15 protein-coding genes are annotated in these 17,727 nt (G+C 42.7%); 8 read left to right on the top strand and 7 right to left on the bottom strand.

The features are described from left to right. Nucleotides 1–100: 100 nt before the first annotated feature. Entirely contained in the window at nt 101–1,000 is a 900-nt protein-coding gene (locus tag CWO27_RS15095; protein WP_107899175.1) for a LysR family transcriptional regulator, read from the bottom strand. Between the two features lie 311 nt (nt 1,001–1,311). Between CWO27_RS15095 and CWO27_RS15090 the strand changes: the two genes are divergently transcribed. Next, a complete protein-coding gene (locus tag CWO27_RS15090) occupies nt 1,312–1,854 on the top strand; it encodes a DUF3332 family protein (protein ID WP_102433506.1) in 543 nt (180 codons plus the stop codon). Between the two features lie 161 nt (nt 1,855–2,015). On the opposite strand, the gene CWO27_RS15085 is transcribed toward CWO27_RS15090, so the two are convergent. Further along, complete coding sequence (locus CWO27_RS15085) at nt 2,016–3,485, bottom strand: transglycosylase SLT domain-containing protein (protein ID WP_102433505.1); 1,470 nt, start codon at nt 3,483–3,485, stop codon at nt 2,016–2,018. Nucleotides 3,486–4,094: 609 nt separating this feature from the next. Here CWO27_RS15085 and CWO27_RS15080 point away from each other — a divergent pair. Further along, entirely contained in the window at nt 4,095–5,303 is a 1,209-nt protein-coding gene (locus CWO27_RS15080; protein WP_107899174.1) for a DUF3103 domain-containing protein, read from the top strand. A gap of 93 nt (nt 5,304–5,396) precedes the next feature. Here the strand turns inward: CWO27_RS15080 and CWO27_RS15075 are convergent, their stop codons facing one another. Together CWO27_RS15075 and CWO27_RS15070 are read right to left on the bottom strand one after the other, a co-directional pair. After that, nucleotides 5,397–5,714, bottom strand: coding sequence for a Dabb family protein (locus CWO27_RS15075; protein WP_170960825.1), 318 nt, complete (start codon nt 5,712–5,714; stop codon nt 5,397–5,399). A gap of 207 nt (nt 5,715–5,921) precedes the next feature. Continuing rightward, the gene (locus CWO27_RS15070; protein WP_107899173.1) at nt 5,922–6,161 is read right to left on the bottom strand and encodes a hypothetical protein; all 240 of its coding nucleotides are present in this window, start codon (nt 6,159–6,161) and stop codon (nt 5,922–5,924) included. 228 nt (nt 6,162–6,389) lie between these two features. On the opposite strand from CWO27_RS15070, the gene CWO27_RS15065 reads away from it, so the two are divergent. Continuing rightward, entirely contained in the window at nt 6,390–7,274 is an 885-nt protein-coding gene (locus tag CWO27_RS15065) for a LysR family transcriptional regulator (protein ID WP_057622168.1), read from the top strand. A gap of 100 nt (nt 7,275–7,374) precedes the next feature. Here the strand turns inward: CWO27_RS15065 and tnaA are convergent, their stop codons facing one another. The 3 genes from tnaA to CWO27_RS15050 all read right to left on the bottom strand — a co-directional run bounded on the left by tnaA (nt 7,375) and on the right by CWO27_RS15050 (nt 12,401). Further along, nucleotides 7,375–8,847 (bottom strand): tryptophanase, encoded by a 1,473-nt coding sequence (gene tnaA, locus CWO27_RS15060; protein WP_055318953.1) that lies wholly within the window; start codon nt 8,845–8,847, stop codon nt 7,375–7,377. A gap of 781 nt (nt 8,848–9,628) precedes the next feature. Beyond that, entirely contained in the window at nt 9,629–11,317 is a 1,689-nt protein-coding gene (locus tag CWO27_RS15055; protein WP_107899172.1) for a GTPase family protein, read from the bottom strand. Continuing rightward, nucleotides 11,304–12,401 (bottom strand): YcjF family protein, encoded by a 1,098-nt coding sequence (locus CWO27_RS15050; protein WP_048659500.1) that lies wholly within the window; start codon nt 12,399–12,401, stop codon nt 11,304–11,306. The genes CWO27_RS15055 and CWO27_RS15050 overlap by 14 nt, the downstream gene beginning before the upstream one ends. 239 nt (nt 12,402–12,640) lie before the next feature. Here CWO27_RS15050 and CWO27_RS15045 point away from each other — a divergent pair, with 239 nt between their 5' ends. The 5 genes from CWO27_RS15045 to CWO27_RS15025 all read left to right on the top strand — a co-directional run bounded on the left by CWO27_RS15045 (nt 12,641) and on the right by CWO27_RS15025 (nt 17,658). Then, nucleotides 12,641–13,135 (top strand): peptide-methionine (S)-S-oxide reductase, encoded by a 495-nt coding sequence (locus CWO27_RS15045; protein WP_102480885.1) that lies wholly within the window; start codon nt 12,641–12,643, stop codon nt 13,133–13,135. Between the two features lie 182 nt (nt 13,136–13,317). After that, entirely contained in the window at nt 13,318–13,926 is a 609-nt protein-coding gene (locus CWO27_RS15040) for a toxin-antitoxin system YwqK family antitoxin (RefSeq protein ID WP_102433390.1), read from the top strand. A 349-nt stretch (nt 13,927–14,275) separates the two neighbouring features. After that, complete coding sequence (locus CWO27_RS15035) at nt 14,276–15,829, top strand: methyl-accepting chemotaxis protein (protein WP_102433391.1); 1,554 nt, start codon at nt 14,276–14,278, stop codon at nt 15,827–15,829. Between the two features lie 215 nt (nt 15,830–16,044). After that, on the top strand, nt 16,045–16,671 hold the full coding sequence (locus CWO27_RS15030) for a bifunctional 4-hydroxy-2-oxoglutarate aldolase/2-dehydro-3-deoxy-phosphogluconate aldolase (protein ID WP_102433392.1): 627 nt from the start codon (nt 16,045–16,047) through the stop codon (nt 16,669–16,671). A gap of 222 nt (nt 16,672–16,893) precedes the next feature. Next, complete coding sequence (locus CWO27_RS15025) at nt 16,894–17,658, top strand: transporter substrate-binding domain-containing protein (RefSeq protein WP_102433393.1); 765 nt, start codon at nt 16,894–16,896, stop codon at nt 17,656–17,658. The last annotated feature ends 69 nt before the right edge of the window (nt 17,659–17,727 follow it).

Here is a 17,727-nt window from a genome sequence, read left to right as displayed (position 1 = left end):
ACAACCCATAATGAAGCCTACTCACATGAGTAGGCTTCATTGTTTATCAAGCGATGGATTGTTCTATAGACTGAGGCGACCTACTAAGGCGCCAAATTGATCACGCAGACAGCTTTAAGATCTCACTGGTAAACAGTTTTCTTAGCCATCGGTTTACGATGTCGTCGTTACGGTTGCTGTGCCAATACACACTCAATGATGGCTTGGTGTACTCGAACGGCAGATCTAACATCTTTATTTTTTCTTCATCGAAGTACGCTTTCGCCACGCTTTTGGGGAAGGTAGCAACCCAATTACTATTATAAATCGTGTCCGAAAAGTCAGCGATGGAATTGAGTTTTCTTGCCACTTTCCTCTCTGAAAATATTGGACTGTGGAACTCGGAGAGCTGGTTCACTCGGTAGTTATCATGCGTAAGCGTTACATGCTTTTCTGAAAGATATTGATCTAAGGTGACTTGTTCTTCGATGTTAGAGTGGTTTTGGCTACATACGATACATAACTCATCGCTCCAGACCTCTTGGCTTAATAAGGTTGGATGGGCGCTGGTTAAGTCGACAACAAGATCAATTTTTTTCTCTCGAATGTCGGTCACCATGTCTTCTTTAATGTTCACGATTTCAATAACGCAGTCTGGTGCTTCTTTCTGAATCCTATCCAGAACTTGCGGCAGCGTCACACTGCTTGAAATACTCATCGCAGCAATTCTAAACGTGTAACTGCACTCTTGCGGTTCAAAGTCGTGCGTTTCAGGCAACGAGTGAGAGACAAGCTTGTGTGCTTGCTTGAAGATTGGATACAAGTCGTTAGCAATTGGCGTCGGTTCAAGCGTGTACGATTTTCTAACGAAGAGCAGATCTCGATATTCGTCTCTAAGCTGCTTCAAGTGAGCACTGAGACTAGGTTGAGAGATGTTGAGCCTTTCTGCTGCGTACGTCAGGTTTCCTTCTTCATATATCGCGATAAAGTAATAGATGAGGTTGAGGTTAAATCGTTTCATTCGAGCTCTTCAGGCAGTCACGTATTTAAATAAACGATAAAAATAATATCGTTTAAATGACTGTGAATTATCGCTTCCCATTCCCATACTTTAGTTAGGGTTATGACAGAACATTGTTAAAACGCCAAACTAAAATAACACGAACTAGTACATTAGTACTTAAAGAGCAAATACCAAAATACAGGTAACAGACTGGTTTTTATAAAGATATAGGTTTTCCTGATATCTAGTATAGGTGTGACGTTATATTAGAAGACGCTTGAGTTTGACATAATTCCTGGTTCCTAAATATACACATATAGAAATAGAGAATGATGAACCGATTTGTAAAACCGATAATAATCTCAGCAAGCCTAGTGACTTTATTTGGCTGCGTAGGTAGCAACGCAGTAACAGGTAAACTAATGGAGTTTAACGTGAAAGCCGTTGATAACCGTTACGCTCGTGGTGGCCTAAACATGTTACTTGCCCCTGCTTACGGTATTACCGTTGCTGCCGATTACATCGTGTTTAACTCACTGGAATTTTGGACGGGTAAGAACCCAATCAACAAGAAGCCACACATCTTCGATTCGAAGGTTGATACTTACATTGATGTTAATGACCAACTGGATGACAGCTTAACAGAAGCACCTATTGACCCATTGGCAAAGCATGTGATTGACCACAGTGAAATGAAAGTACTTAACCAAGACGAAATTGCAATTGAGCTAACCTACAACGACGGTACTCGCGCGACTCTAACGGGTCAACGTTTCGGTGATACAGTTCATTACTCTATTGATAACCAAGTGATTGCAAAAACAAACTTGGAAGAGATGCAGATGTACATGGCATCAGCTGAGCAGTCTTAAGCAACGTAGAATTCACTGCTCCCCCCAATCAATTCAGTTAGTCAGTACCTATAAAAAGAGAGGTTAGCTTAGTCGCTAACCTCTCTTTTTGTTTATCGTTCTCGCTTTCTCGCTTTCTTGCTTATGGCTTATGGCTTATGGCTTATGGAGAATAGCCACGACTAATAAGCAAAGTAAGGAGAAAAACGTTTCACATTCAACTGACGAGTCATGTTGCTTAGTTGCTCTTCTCGAATGTCTTGAAATTCATCCAATCGCTGGTAAATAGTGAAGTATCGATTAATATTGGCGACGTATTTTACAGGCTCTTGGCTAATGTTTTGTCTTGCGACCACTTCAACATGATTAAACCATTTGTTTGGATTGTAGCCTTGTTTAGCGGCAAGCACGCGCATTCGTCTGATCTTAGCTGGTCCAGCATTATAAGCGGCTAAGCTAAAATGAATCTTGTCGATATCCAAGATTTCAGGCAAATCAAAATATCGGTCATAGATAAAACGAAGATACTTGCTGCCTGCATGAATATTATTTTCTAAGTCGTAAACATTATCAATGTCGACATACCAATCTTTGGCGGTTTTTGGCATCACTTGCATAATACCGACCGCACCACGATGCGATATTTTTGAGTTATCCAAGCCTGATTCTTGAAAAGCCATAGCTAACAAAATAAACCAATCGATCTCGAACTTTTCTCCATAAACCATGAACAGCTTTTCTAGCTTATCCCGCTTTTCGTTTTGCATCGGATTAGAGGCTCTATTCATCCATGACGTACTTTCGAGATAACGATTGTCGATGACATTACCCAATAAGGTGCCCTGCTTTGAATCTTGCAAATATTGGTCGATTTTGGCTTTCAGTTGCGGGTTATTTTTACGTATAGCCCAAGCAATATCCGCATTGTGCCTAAAGGCGAGATCCTTATGAATTCGGATATCTTGTTCTAGGTTTCCCCATAGTTCAAGCTTGTGGCTATCCACAATGGTTGCGGTAATTTGGCCGCGTTTAATCAAGTCTAGCAATTCAAGATCTTGGAGGTTGTCACTTAACAAATGGATATAGATGGGTGCTAAACCGTTCTTCTCTAGCTGTTTATTAACAGTGCGAACACTGCTGATATAACTGGAATTCTGCTTTAACCAGACCTCTTTACCCTGTAACTGGGTGATGTCGTTAATCAAAGGTGTAGAACGGCTTGTCACTAACCATTCATCAATGTCGCTACGAATCGGAATACTGAAATCGACCAATTGCTCTCGCTCTTTTGTGACGGTTAAGTTCGCCACCGCAATATCGCCTCGGCCTTGATTTAAGGCACTCAGCAGTTCACTTCGTTCAACCGGAATAACCTTAACGCGTAGTAAAGGGTCACGCAGTTTTAGCTCTTGATCAAAGTAATAAATCTGCTCAGCAAGAATCCCTTTCGGCTTACCATTTTCAATATGATAGAAGCCCATATCACCAGAGACTAAAACACGCACAACGCCTTTTTCACGCAACGCTGAGAAGTCCCCCACATAGGATTCGAGCGCGTTGTCAGGTACTTCTAAACCGAAAGCGGACTTCGAAATAATAGAGAGAAAAATCAGTGTTTTTGATAAGCATGAAGCGCCATTAAAATTCGTCATATTCAGTATTCCTGATGCGTTTAAGCCAAACCCTCAATGGTGCTAAGTGTTACATGGGAGCTATCGTGTTAGAACCGATTCAACGTAAAGGAATTTCTTAACGTTGTTCGATTGCAATCTACGTTGTTGGACAGAGTACGTTGGTGTGTAAAGTGCGTTTGATGTTCAGAGCAATCTGGTAAGCGTTATGGATCGTTTAGGCGCTGCTTTGATTGGTTACTTTTTATCAAGGGAGGCGAATTATACCGAAAAACACCAAGTCCGAAATAACGCAGTGGCTATAGTAGATATAGGGTGTACCTATAGATCTCCCCCCTCTAAAACCTCCATCAGAAGTCATTCTTCACGATCCCTAATCCCCCACCAATAGACCACACATCACTAGGCTAGTTAATAATTTCGTCATTAAATTATTGATTGGTTTATAAATTTACATATATCAAGTCGTCACACACTTAATATTTTATAAATTATTTAAATTGAGATCCTGTGCTGCACAATGAAATAAAATTAAGCTGTCTAACTTTTAAACACATTCACGTTACTGATAGGTTAATCCTTATAGGGCAAATGCTCTATTAATGATAAAAACTAAAATAAGGATTATTTATGAGACCATCTTTTTCTATCAGTATGGTACTTGCAACGACAGTGGTTGGCTTTCAGTCCTATGCAAACAATATCGACACGACAGACGCACTCTCTCTTTCAGAGAACTCCTCAGCACAAAAGCAATCTTTGGCGTTGCAAATCAGTACCCGCTACTCTGATCTTGAGCTTTCTTTAAAAGACCAGATAACAGAAAAACAGCTGTCTACACCGATAGACAAGCTTAGCTCAGACAAGCCCTACTCCGCGTTTTCAAGCAAAATGCAGAAAGCCGATCTTGGTTATCGCACGATGAAAGGGATCAACGACTTCAGTGACTCTGTGTTAGAAATTCGCATGGCTGATGAAGCGATGATTGAAGCTTGGAAAAACGGTGAGAGCCCGCTGTTTGCTTTCGAACCATCAGGCGATGATTCAAACTGGCAATACATCGAAGCTTATGATGTGTATGGGCAAGTTCACGAACTAGACGTTTACCAAACACCAGACGTTCCTGTGTTTGTTATTGATAGTAACGGCGCAGAAGAACTCAAAGCAGGCCTAATGGCGATGCAGACTGAGATGAACAAACTGGGTACTGAAACTCAAATCAATGCCAACAGTGATAAAATCAGCGCCCACAAGTCTCAAAAACAGCCTTTAATGAATAAAGTTCGTCGCTCTATTTCAGAATCTGAACCTGAAGAACTGAACACCACCCAATTGTCTAAGATTCGTTTGGCCATTGATAGAGAACCGTGGATCTCTGGCAAAGCTGAAATCTACGCTATTGTCACTGGGGTTAATGCAAGCCGTATAGAACCACAGATCGACCTGGTTGAGATGCCTTATCTGGATTACGACAAACAGACATACTACCCAAATCAAACGGTAATCTTCTGGCCTCGCTACCGTTGGGGCGCAGCAGATATGATTTTGATGGAGCACGATGACGGCACCGATTATAAAGCGCTAGCCAAACTGCTAGTTGAAGCCGCAGAAGAGATATTGAAGATGATTCCAGATCCTGAAGTTCAGGGGTATGCGATCATTCCTCAAATCACAGGTAAGATCATTGATGTGATTCCTGAAGGCGTATTAGTGAATGATGATGACTTCGTAGACGTGTATTACACCTTAATGCAAAACACTCCTTATGTTGATCGCCCGGGTGCTGGCGGTAATGCGGTTGCTTCGTTCACCCCTGTTACGATTTCACCGACAGAGTAAATCGATCCTTGTTTAGTTAGGGCTTAATCACACAAGCCCTAACTCTTCATTATCAAAGGTGGCTAAAACATAAGAGACGTACTGAGAAGCTGGTTACAGGGAGTAATCAAACACAATGATATCGTCTAGAAGCGGACGAAACACATCTTTCAGCGCATCATGCTCTGGGTGTGGAAGGTAGTTCTGACGGCCTTCTTCATCAGCGAACGTCATTAGCACCGAATGGGTATAACCTTGGTTCTTGTTTTCTGGGCTGTCGTTTAGCCCCCACTCGACTGAAGTTACGCCTTCAACCTTACTTGGCATCGCTTCAAACAGTCGTTTCAGTTTCTCTATTTCAGATTCTTCTGCATCTTCTTTAAACTTAATCAGCAAAATATGACGAATCATTCCCGTTTCTTTTCGATTCATTGCTAGTCCTTTTCGAGTCTTTGTTTACTGGTGTGTCATTCGAGCACACACCCAGTCGCAAGTTAACGTTAATAGAAAAACAAAATGCCACAGGTTACAGATACTGCCAAGGCTAGATGGCTGAATTTTATAAAAGACTCTAAAACGAAAAACGCTGTACCCGAAGGCACAGCATTTCTCATGACAATGGTAAGCACACTTTAAACGTTAATCACGACGACCTGTAAGTTGGATCGGTTGGTTTTGATCAACATTCTTTTGGAATTGGATTCCACCATTAGAAGCTTCATTTCGTCCTTCCAGTACTGGCTCAGATTCAACACGCTCAGCCTTTACTTGATTACCTTCACTTCTCGTCATATCGAGAGTACTCGTATAAGTACCGTCAGCCGCGAAAGCTGTGTTCATTGATAGAGCCATCAATCCCAGTGCGATTAACTTGTTCATACATCACCTCGTTGTATTTTTAATTCTTTGTTCGTTTGGTATCTGTGTTTTTGTTGGAGTAACTTTAACAATCGAACATGGACCATTCGAGGAAAAGCAAGATTTACCAAATGGAAAATCAAGGGATTAGCGAAGTTCTGACGCTGTGCTGTCTTAAAAGTTTGGCATTACCACTATGATATTGAGGTCACATAATTTCTGCCTATTAAGGACCGATTTGGAGAGCCTGTGGACCTCAATCTAGATATTCAAAATATCCTTGTTATAAAGCGAATGTATGAACTGCGTAATGTTAGCTTAGTGGCGGAGTCATTAGGTAAAACGCCGGGAGCGATCAGTAAAAACCTAGCCAAGCTCAAAGCCCAACTCGGTGATCCTTTGTTCATTCAATCTAAGCAAGGGTTTGAACCCACAACATTTGTTGAAAGTAATATCGGTAATTTTGAACAAATACTCAGTAGCATCGAGTCCATAAAACACCAAGAGTTTTCCCCAGAGTCCTACCAAGGCGACATAAAGATCTACGCGAATACGCTATTTTGGGAGCGCTTTGGCTCGAAACTCTACTTTGCTTTGAGTAAACAAGCGCCGCACGCAAACTATTCATTTGTTCGATGGGGAAGCAATGTTAAGAACCGATTGATTGACGGCGAAGAATCAATCGCGGTTCACTACTTTGATGAAACTATGCCGCAGTCGATTTCTCAAATGGAGTTCGGAAAAGAAAAAGTGGTGTTCTTTGTAAGGGATGCTCACCCAGCGCAAGAGTTCGCGTCACTGGCAAATTTTCCAACGGTTCTATTTAAAACCCCAGGGTGGAATGACAACAAGTACCCGATCCTTGAGCGCCTGAGAAACATCGGGTTTGATGTAACTCCGAAAGTAGAAGTCGACCACCCTGCGATGATTCACGATGTAGTCCTCAAGTCTGACTATTACGGCATCACACTCAGTGGCAGCGTACCAGAGGGCTGTCGCAGTATTGACCTGCCTGAGAAACTGCTCATTGATGTGAGCTATGTGATGAGCTGCCGCCGTTCGCAACAAGATGCACCGTTAAATCAGTGGTTATTACGCATACTGAAAGCGACCCTGAAAAACAAACAAGCGTAGTTTAAGCCCTAATGGACTAGCGATTTTAAGGTCCAAAAGAAAAGGCTCCCGAGGGAGCCTTTGATTATATTTCTAGTGACTATTCGCTTATGTTTTTATTCTAAAATGCTTCTTCGAGCGTTTGTTCATTCTTTTTTCCTGCTTGTTTCTCGCTTATTTCTACCTCTTTCAAGCGCGCAGTAAAGTGTCTTAACACTGGCGGTTCATAGGTAAAGTCGAGCCCTTTCACTTTGCTTGCGTTCTCTTTCACTTTTTCGAACGCTTCAATAATGAAATCCATATGGGTTTGCGTATAAGTGGCACGTGGAATGGTTAAGCGTAATAATTCTGCAGGACATGGATGTTGCTCGCCCGTTGCAGGGTCACGACCTTGCAGTAAAGAACCAATTTCAACCGCTCTAATACCTGCCACTTTATACAGTTCACACGCCAAAGCATGCGCCGGGAATTGGCCTGCTGGAATATGAGGAAGCAGTTTACCCGCATCGACAAACGCTGCATGACCGCCTGCTTGTTGGCACACGATACCTATAGCTTCTAAGCCATCGACTAAGTACTGAACCTGACCAATACGATATTCCAACCAGTCTTGACGCATGCCGTCATAAAGGCCAACCGCAAGGCGTTCCATTGCGCCACCCTCTAAGCCACCATAGGTTGGGAAACCTTCTTGTACGACGCACAGTGTTCGACATTCTGTGTATACACCCATGAAAGAGTCGTCTTTAAAGCACAACAAACCGCCCATTTGTACCATCGCGTCTTTCTTGGCAGACATGGCTAAACCATCCGCGTATTTGTAAGACTCACGAGTGATTTGTTCGATAGTCCAATCTTGATAACCGGCTTCTCGTTGCTGAATGAAGTAAGCATTTTCAGCGTAGCGTGCCGAGTCCATGATCACAGGAATATCGTACTTCTGAGCGATTTCATAAACGGCTTTTAGGTTGGCGATAGACACTGGCTGTCCACCAGCAGAGTTACAAGTAATGGTGCTCACAATGTAAGGAACATTTGCCACTCCCGCTTCTAAGATCGCTTCTTCCAGCTTCACCACATCGAAGTTGCCTTTGAAATCTGCGTTCACTGAGGTATCAAACGCTTCTTTGGTATAAACGTTTTTCGCCACACAGCAATTCACTTGAGTGTGACCTTGTGTTGTATCGAAGAAGTAGTTCGATAAAGCGACCATTTTGCTGCGGTCGAGTCCCTTTTCCATTTCGCGCTTCTTAATCAAAACAGGAATGTAAATCTGCTCTGCGCCACGCCCTTGGTGAGTAGGAATAGTCAGCTCATAACCAAAGATATCTTTCACCGCATTCGACAGTGCGTAGTAACTGCGACTGCCACTATAAGCTTCATCACCCATTAGCATCGCGGCTTGCATACGCTGAGTAATAGATCCTGTTCCACTGTCTGTCAGTAGGTCAATAAACACATCATCGCTGTCGAGCAAGAATGGGTTCATACCCGCTTCGACAATGGCTTGCTCACGATAAGCGCGAGTCGTTCTTTTTACTGGCTCTACAACGCGAATACGAAACGGTTCTGGTAGATGTTTGAAGTTTTCCATAATAATACCTTTCAGTACATTCCGATCAGGTCGAAATATAATTTCTTTAGATGTCACGAATCCTCACCATTAAATTAATCGGTCCGTATGAAGACACACGAAGAATTAACAGTGAAAATAAACAAGTTAAATAATGACTTATTAATCAAACCTAAACAGACGCTAAGATAATTAACAAAAACGACAAAACAACGAACACCCTGTACGGAATAATAAGTGCGACATTCATGTGTTCAAAGGTTATCAAAGCTGCTGATAGGTAAACAAAGCACGCTGCTTTGCTGGCGCGTGACGCCTAGAGGGTACTACTCTGAAGAAAGGTGGAACGAGAGCTGATGATCTAAAGTATACCAAGCTAACAGGGTTAGCCATGTTGTTGATTGCCATTTCAGATACATGTTCACAATATATCCCTACGTTGAAATCAAGATGATCCGAAATTTAAATATAGTGCAATTGTTTTATAAATAAAGCTTAGAAAAGTATAAATGTGATCAATATTTAGAATGGTAATTAAAGATGATAGCGTGTTATATAAAATGTGATTAGCATCAGTTTATATACTATTAAACTAGTTCAAAGAGAGAGCTAATAATTGCGGCTACTTTTTAAATTCAATGATCTCTAACAAAGGACAAAGGTAGCTATTTCTATAAAGGTCATCTTCTAAAAATCCGAGCTCTAAAACTCTCCGCTCTAACTAAATAAGATAAGCTTTAAAAATTAAGATTCTGATGAGGCTCAAACCTCACCAGAACCGTATTGCAAACGCAGTCATAGATTACTTTTTCTTCACGACTTGCTTGATGGCCATTTCAGCCAATTTTGGGGTCGCTGCTTTCAATGCACTAGGGGCAACCTTCTTACCCGCATTGACCGCTTTATTCAGTTGGCCTTTAACCGATGTGCCTCTTTTCATGGCTTCCAAACGTTGGCGATTTCTCTGAACGTTGTTTGCATCAGCAATACGCTCAATCAACGTCTGCCTTAAAGTATCTAAACCAAACTGTACCTTTTCTGGCGCAATCGCCAGCGGTAATGCAATATCGGGTTGTAGCAGTGTTTGATTGTATTCGAGCGCTTGAGCAATGATCTTCGCTTTGGCCGATGTTGGATTCTCTAAGTCATACGGCGGTTTCCACTCGTCTACAGGCTTTAATCGGTCTACCTGATTGACAACCGAGACAACTATCGGCTTCTTACGTGAGATATTCTTAGGATCATCATAGAAAGCGTCAAACCTATCTTTCAACTGCTTATCCAACTCACGTGCAGACTGATTGGCTTTTAGTACCCATAGCACCACATCGGCTTGGGTCATCTCTTTCAACATTAAGGCTTCAGTTTTAGGGTTGCCATCAAGCCCTTGAAGATCAACAACGCGAACATCATTGTCGTCGACAAACGCGTTGTATACCGTTGAAGTGTCGGTTGATGGCAGTACATCGACTTCAGCAACCAACTCTTGCTTGAGTGCATTGATAAGTGAAGATTTACCAGAACTGGTTTGCCCCACCAACACGATTCGCACAGGCTCTAACTCAGGAGCAAAGCGTTTCTCATCGGTTTCAGACACATCCGACGCCCTTAGAGCTTCGTCTTCAATGCTGAACCGTCCGCTGTAGAGATCAATCGCAACCGCAGCGACTTCATCTAACAAGGCTTGTTTAGCGGCGTATTGCATGTCATCAACCACACCTCTTGTCATCGATGCCGTCGCCTGTTCTCGACCCAAATCGGAAATCACTTTTAGCGGATTCAAATATAGGTTTTTAAAATGGTTGCCCCAAATAGCCGCTTTGAAGATCTTCTGACCTAGCTCGCCGTATTTATCATAAGCTTCATAGCCCGCTTTGATGTAGGAAACCTTAAGATACTCAATGCCGGGTATATGCTCTCGCACTACCAACTTGTAACGTCGACTTACTTCTTCGAACAGTTTTAGCCCTTCAGGAATCGAAAAATCGAGCGATTTCTTATCAAACTTTTTCGCAACGAATTCAAGTACCTCTAAACCGGTTTGGTCTAGGTTGCCCCACTCTATGTCGACCATTAATTGTTGGCGTACATGATGTTTTGAATCATTCCAGATCGACAGTTCTTTTTGAGACCAATCAGTCGAAGCCTTAACCAATGCATCGTTGATATCAGCTTTTTTATGTTGTGATTCAGCTTCAGCAATATCCTCGCCAAGGTCATCGCTCTCTTTATTTGGGAAGGGCTCCGTACTTGAAGATCGGCTTGAAGAATCGCGTGAAGAACGACTAGAAATGTATAAAGGAATGGTAAATACCAATGTACTCACGGCAATGGCAATCGACATTTCCAACAGATAGCCGTATTTGACGGCCAAAAACAGGCCAAAGCCCATCATGATGAGGCTTGGGAAGATCGCCGAAATCAGAGCAATACCCCAGCGGCCACTCGATAGCACCGCCAGTAATCGAAATAAGTTTCTAATTTTCTTCATAGCCCGACGCCGCCTTACCTTTTTTCAGGGATTCTTTGTAGATCTTCTGCATCTCTTGTTCAGACACTTCTTCGCCTTTGTTCTTATGATAGAAGTAAAAGCAGGCCGCGCGACCTAAACCATAAGAGGTGCCGAAACTCATTGCCGCAGCAGCAACCGCGCCGACCGTTTGACCATAAACGGGAATCAGCTTTATCAACTGTCGAGTACCCAGTTTCATTCCATATTGCACAGCAAAGCTGCTTCCCAGAGTACCTATCAACTCACTAAAGACTCTCTTGTTCCATTCAACACCATATTGGTTTGCCAAGCTATGAAGCATTTTGGCTTGAATCGCAGGTACCGATACCAAGCCAACACCCGGAATCAAATCACTCGCAGCTGCACTTCCTGCGTACCAGAGCACTTCGTTTTCTACTTGGTCAAAGTTGGCTTCTTCTTGCGTAGCGTGTTCTTTGTCTTGCACCATCATGCCTATAACAGGAAGTATGCTGGTCAAGCGATCTAACAAGAATTCGAGGTTATAGACATCACCATTATCGGTTTCAAAATCGACCGCTACCGATTCAAACCCTTTACCCCAAACCTTTTCTACTTGGTTGGTGTTGAACTGAATTTGCCTTGCTCGATCTGTTTCACTGGAAGACAACACAGCGGTATGAACAAGCAGCAAGTGTTTAATCTTCTTCTGTTTCTTAATCTGTTTTAGAGCAGCAAGCACGGCGGATTGTTCAGGCTCGTCGGCTTTCATCACCACAACGAGCGCATTACCTGCCTGACCAATCTCTTCCAGATCTTCTTTCGCATCATAATTCGCTTCACTTAGACCTCTGGTATCGAGAAAGCGCATCACGGGTTTGTCTTGCGGAAACTCATATGACATCGCCGTCATGGTACACGGAGCAAATCCATTGCCGACTTCAACAGAAGAGTCACCAGTAACCGCTTGAATAAACGATGACTTGCCCGCGCCCGTTTTGCCCAACAGCCACAATGTAGGAAGATGCTTACGCTGATATTCATGGGCCTGAGTCAAGTCTGGGTTCTTGCTCGGATTAATGAAGTCTTTTATTTGATCAAACATGTTTAGAGTAACGCTCACTTGATGTTGAGATTCGGGTTGATGACAAAGCAATACTGACTTATATAACCACAAATCATATTAAACTTATGTTTGTTCAGTCGCACAGGTTTACAATGCCTAAACGCTTGTTTTTATTTGCGCACTCATTTTTATAGACGCTTTTTTATACGTACGGGTATTATCGTATTGATTCACGTACCTAACGAACATCAACAAACACAGAGAGCTCAAAGAGAAGTATGGAACAAATTTATTTAGCTGGCGGTTGCTTGTGGGGCGTACAAGAATTTATTAAGTACGTTCCTGGCGTTATCAGCACAGAAGCAGGTCGTGCCAATGGAAGTTCTCAGATAAAGGATAACCGAAGCAAACCAAGCGAATACGATGGCTACGCAGAATGTGTACAAATTGAGTTTGACCCAAGCCTCACTTCAGTAACCACGCTAATGGGCCACCTCTTTGAGATCATTGACCCGTACAGTGTGAATAAACAAGGTATCGATGTCGGAGAGAAATACCGAACTGGCGTATACAGCACTAATGCCGAACACTTAACAGAAGCTAAGTGTTATATCGCCGCGCGAGATGATGCCGACCGTATTGCTGTTGAGGTGTTGCCATTGACCAATTATGTTGCCAGCGACAACATCCATCAGCATCACTTAAGTCACTTCCCTGAAGATCATCACTTATGTCATATCCCTTGGGATCTGCTGCATAAATACAAACCTTAGGCTCAAGTACCTATCGATGGCTCGATTTCACCATCAAATCAAAAATGAAATAAAGTTCCCCAATACGACACACCAATAGTGAAAACTTGAAAACCAGTAATAAGTACTGACAGCCGTTCGGGAAAATGGAATGCTTTTAACACACCGATTACATTTTCCCCGTCCATTAAAAAGGTGTCATTATGAAGAAATACGTTCCAATCTTAATTGCTCTTAGTACGGTATCTTCTATGAGCTATGCGGCCACCAGCGAAGATGCTGTTGACTACTTACAAATGCGTAAAGGCGTGGCTTACCAAGTAAACCACTCAAAACCCTTTACCGGTCAATTTGAAGAGAAGTTCGATAACGGCCAAGTCGCGACCCAAGCTCAATTTTCTGACGGCCTAGAACTGGGTCAAGAAACCAACTGGTATCCGAACGGCCAAGTTGCTTCTAAAGTGAATTACGTTAAAGGTGAATTACAAGGCAAAGCAGAAACCTGGTATCCCAACGGCCAGAAGAAAGCCGAGCTCAACTATAAAGACAATGAGCTGTCAGGTGTTGCTTCTCGATGGTATCCAAATGGCGAACAAAGCCTGACCGCTGAATACAGCGACGGACAAAAAGATGGTCTGGTAACGGACTATTACCCTAACGGCAATAAGGCAAGCCAAGCGAAATTCGATGAAGGCGAAGTGGCGAATGGAAAACTAACGCGCTGGAACCTTAACGGAGACAAGGTTGAAGAACTGACCTTTAAAGACCACAAAATCACGTCTAAACAAGTTTGGATGCCGACAGAAAGCTAAATACAAACGGATGAGTGCTCGTGTGACAAAGCACAAGTACTCATCTTCTTTAATCTCAGGTAAGCACCGCATTCTCCATTAACAAGATCTATCGACCTCATCTCCGCCCCCTTCTTCTTCCGGTTCCTTTTACGCTCTAAATAATCACTAATAACAAAACAATCATCAATAGTCATTGAAATAATAAATATTTAACTTGTTAATAATCATTTTATAAAATACTGTTAGCAAACGTTTCCGTTGCGAGTCAGATCTCAATTATCGACCCGTATGCTATCTACACGCAAATAAGAGAAACACGATTATAAATACGTTGTTGAGTCATTTTGTTTTGCTTTGGTGCCCGCCTATGAAAATTAAAACCTCCCTTCTGAGCCTTACTTGCTTGTCGATTATTTCGTTATTGGTTGTTGTGTCATTCACAGAACTGGCCAATCTAAAACTGATCAAACTTGAGAAAACGCTGATCAAAGTAAAGTCACTCGAAGTCTCTATGCTTCAGCTCAATCGAACAGAGTTAGAGTTTCTAATAAGCCACGATAAAACGCTCAAGTCGGTATTTGTCCAAGAGTACTCTCACTTTCAACAACTGATGGGCAGTTTCTCTGTCTTGCTTAAAGAGTCTGATATCGCAGTCCCAGAGTTAGAAAAGCTGACACTTGAAGTAAAGCAATACAACAAAGATTTTTCGTTAATGGTCGATGCCATCGACCGCAACCCAGCCAAGGTCGCTGAACTCAAATCAGAAATGAAAATGCTGTTTGAAGATATCATCTCTATATTCATCAACGTTGAAGGCAGATTAGAACAGCAAGTCGAATCGATTCAGCAAACCATTACGACCTTCATTGTAAGCTCCATTATTACCGTCGCTGCATTATTAATGCTGCTATCTTTCGGCATCTCATCTCGCATAGCAAAGAAAATAGCCTCGTTGAACTCGTCCATGATGCTCGTCGCTCAACAACGCGACTTTACCGTAAGAGCCGAAGACAAGGGATCGGACGAGATTGCCGATATCGCAAAGGCATTTAATACAGTCCTCACCGATATTCGTCAGCTTGTCGGCCAAGTTCAGGGCTCTATTAAAGAGCTCGGCAATATTTCGAACCAGCTACAACACGACGGAATGGAAGTTGAGAGCGCTTTAAACAAACAGCAGCAACAAACTGAGAATATTGCGACCGCGATAAACCAGATGGGCAGCAATATTGAAAACGTTGCGACCAACAGCGAAAACGCCTCATCCAACGCACAAACCAGTTTCGCTACGGCGAACGAAGGTCTAAATGATGTGGCATTCACCAGAGACACCATCAATACCCTTTCGGCTGATCTTGTCAGTGCCACTGAAGAAGTAAATCGCCTTTCTGTTCACTCAGAGAAGATTAATACCGTGTTGGAGGTGATTAAAGACATCGCAGAACAAACCAACCTACTTGCTCTTAATGCAGCAATCGAGGCAGCTCGTGCGGGAGAACAAGGCCGTGGCTTCGCGGTGGTCGCAGATGAAGTGAGAACCTTGGCTGGCCGAACACAACTTTCAACCGAAGAGATCTCAACGATAATCCAAGGCGTTCAAGACCAAACACAAATGGTCGTAAATACAATTCAAAGTTGTTGTGAGAAAGGCAACCGCAGTGTCGACTCTTGTGAGAATGCGCATTCAAGAATCTCTTCGGTCATCATGGATATGGAAACCATTCTAAATAACAGTTTGGAAGTGGCGAATGCAATGAAAGAACAAAGCGCTGTTACCTCAGAGATCATTGGAAACGTGAGTACAATTAAGCAGCTAACACTAACCAGTGTAACGGGAGCGTCAAAAAACGCAGCTTCTGCAACGTCTGTGGTCGAACAAACCGACTCATTAGAACGTGCGGTGATTGACCTAAAAACCTAAATCGACTCTCATTGGTTTATTTCTTATAATGGATTAACTTAAATATAGAGTTATGCAAATAGGAAAAGTTGAAGGACAAAACGCATGCTAAATGCGTGCGTTTAAATAACGATGCTGCATATTAAGCTAACTTAGCTCTTGTAGATGACTTACCGAAGCTTGGCGTGCTTTATCACCGTTGCCCTCCATGATCGCTTCATAGTGAGAAAAGATTCGTGACTACATTAAATGAACAACTAGCAAACCTAAAAGTAATCCCTGTAATCGCGATCAACCGTGCTGAAGACGCAATCCCTCTAGGGAAAGCACTTGTTGAAAACGGCATGCCATGTGCAGAGATCACGCTACGCACAGAGTGTGCAATCCAAGCAATTCGTATCATGCGTAAAGAGTTCCCAGACATGCTAATCGGTTCTGGAACTGTACTGACTAACGAGCAAGTTGACGCCTCTATCGAAGCTGGTGTTGATTTCATTGTGAGTCCAGGCTTTAACCCACGTACCGTTCAATACTGTATCGACAAAGATGTTGCAATCGTACCGGGTGTTAACAATCCAAGCCTAGTTGAACAGGCAATGGAAATGGGCCTTCGCACTTTAAAATTCTTCCCTGCCGAACCTTCAGGCGGGACAGCTATGCTTAAAGCACTAACGGCTGTTTACCCAGTAAAATTCATGCCAACTGGCGGCGTAAGTTTGAAGAATGTAGATGAATACCTATCTATCCCTTCTGTACTTGCGTGTGGCGGAACTTGGATGGTTCCAACTAATCTTATTGATGAAGGAAGATGGAACGAACTCGGAAAGCTTGTTCGTGACGCTGTTGAATTCGTAAGTAAATAATTAAGCGGCCTAACCTTCTGGCATTTTAATGTAATTAATATTTAAGATATAAAGCGATCGCTAAGATCGCTTTTTAATACTTGTAGAACTAACAATAGCCGCTGATTCACACTCTCAACTCTTCAATAAACTTTCAACTCCAACCCTTTCCAATGGTTTGATCTCTTTCTCTGATTGTTTCTGTTACTTTGAATGACAACACAAACACAACAGACAATTATAATGAAAAAAACATCACTATTACTTGCTTCCATTGCTCTGGCACTTTCTGGTGTCGCACAAGCTGACCAGTTAGAAGACATTCAAAAATCAGGCACTCTTCGTGTGGGCACCACTGGCGACTACAAGCCCTTCTCTTACTTCGACGGCAAAACCTACTCTGGCTACGATATCGATGTTGCACAGCACATTGCAGAACAGCTAGGTGTCGAATTACAGATTGTTCGTACCACATGGAAAGATCTACTGAGCGACCTAGATGACGATAAGTACGACATCGCGATGGGTGGTATTACACGCAAAATGCAACGCCAGTTAAACGCAGAACAAACTCAAGGTTATATGACCTTTGGTAAGTGTTTCTTGGTTGCGAAAGGCACAGCAGAACAGTACGACAGCATCGAGAAAGTAAATTTGTCTTCGGTTCGTGTAGGTGTAAATATTGGCGGTACCAACGAGATATTTGCCGACGCTAACTTGCAGAACGCAAACTTCACACGTTACGAGAATAACCTAGACGTTCCGCAAGCCGTTGCGGAAGGCAAAGTAGATGTCATGGTGACAGAAACCCCTGAAGGTCTGTTCTATCAAGTAACGGATGAGCGCCTTGAGGCAGCTCGCTGTGAAACACCGTTTACCAACAGCCAATTCGGTTATCTGATTCCAAAAGGCGAACAGCGCCTATTGAACACGGTAAATTTCATTATGGATGAGATGAAATTGAAAGGCGTGGAAGAAGAGTTTCTGATCCACAACTCTCTTAAGTAACGTCTTTTCAATTTATACAGTGACAAAAATTAGGCCAGCATTGCTGGCCTATTTCGTATTGGTTTAATG

It is taken from the genome of Vibrio sp. 10N.286.51.C3, from assembly GCF_003050065.1.
In the GTDB taxonomy this organism is placed as follows: Bacteria; Pseudomonadota; Gammaproteobacteria; order Enterobacterales; family Vibrionaceae; genus Vibrio; species Vibrio crassostreae.
This window is presented reverse-complemented; position numbering and strand designations above follow the sequence as displayed.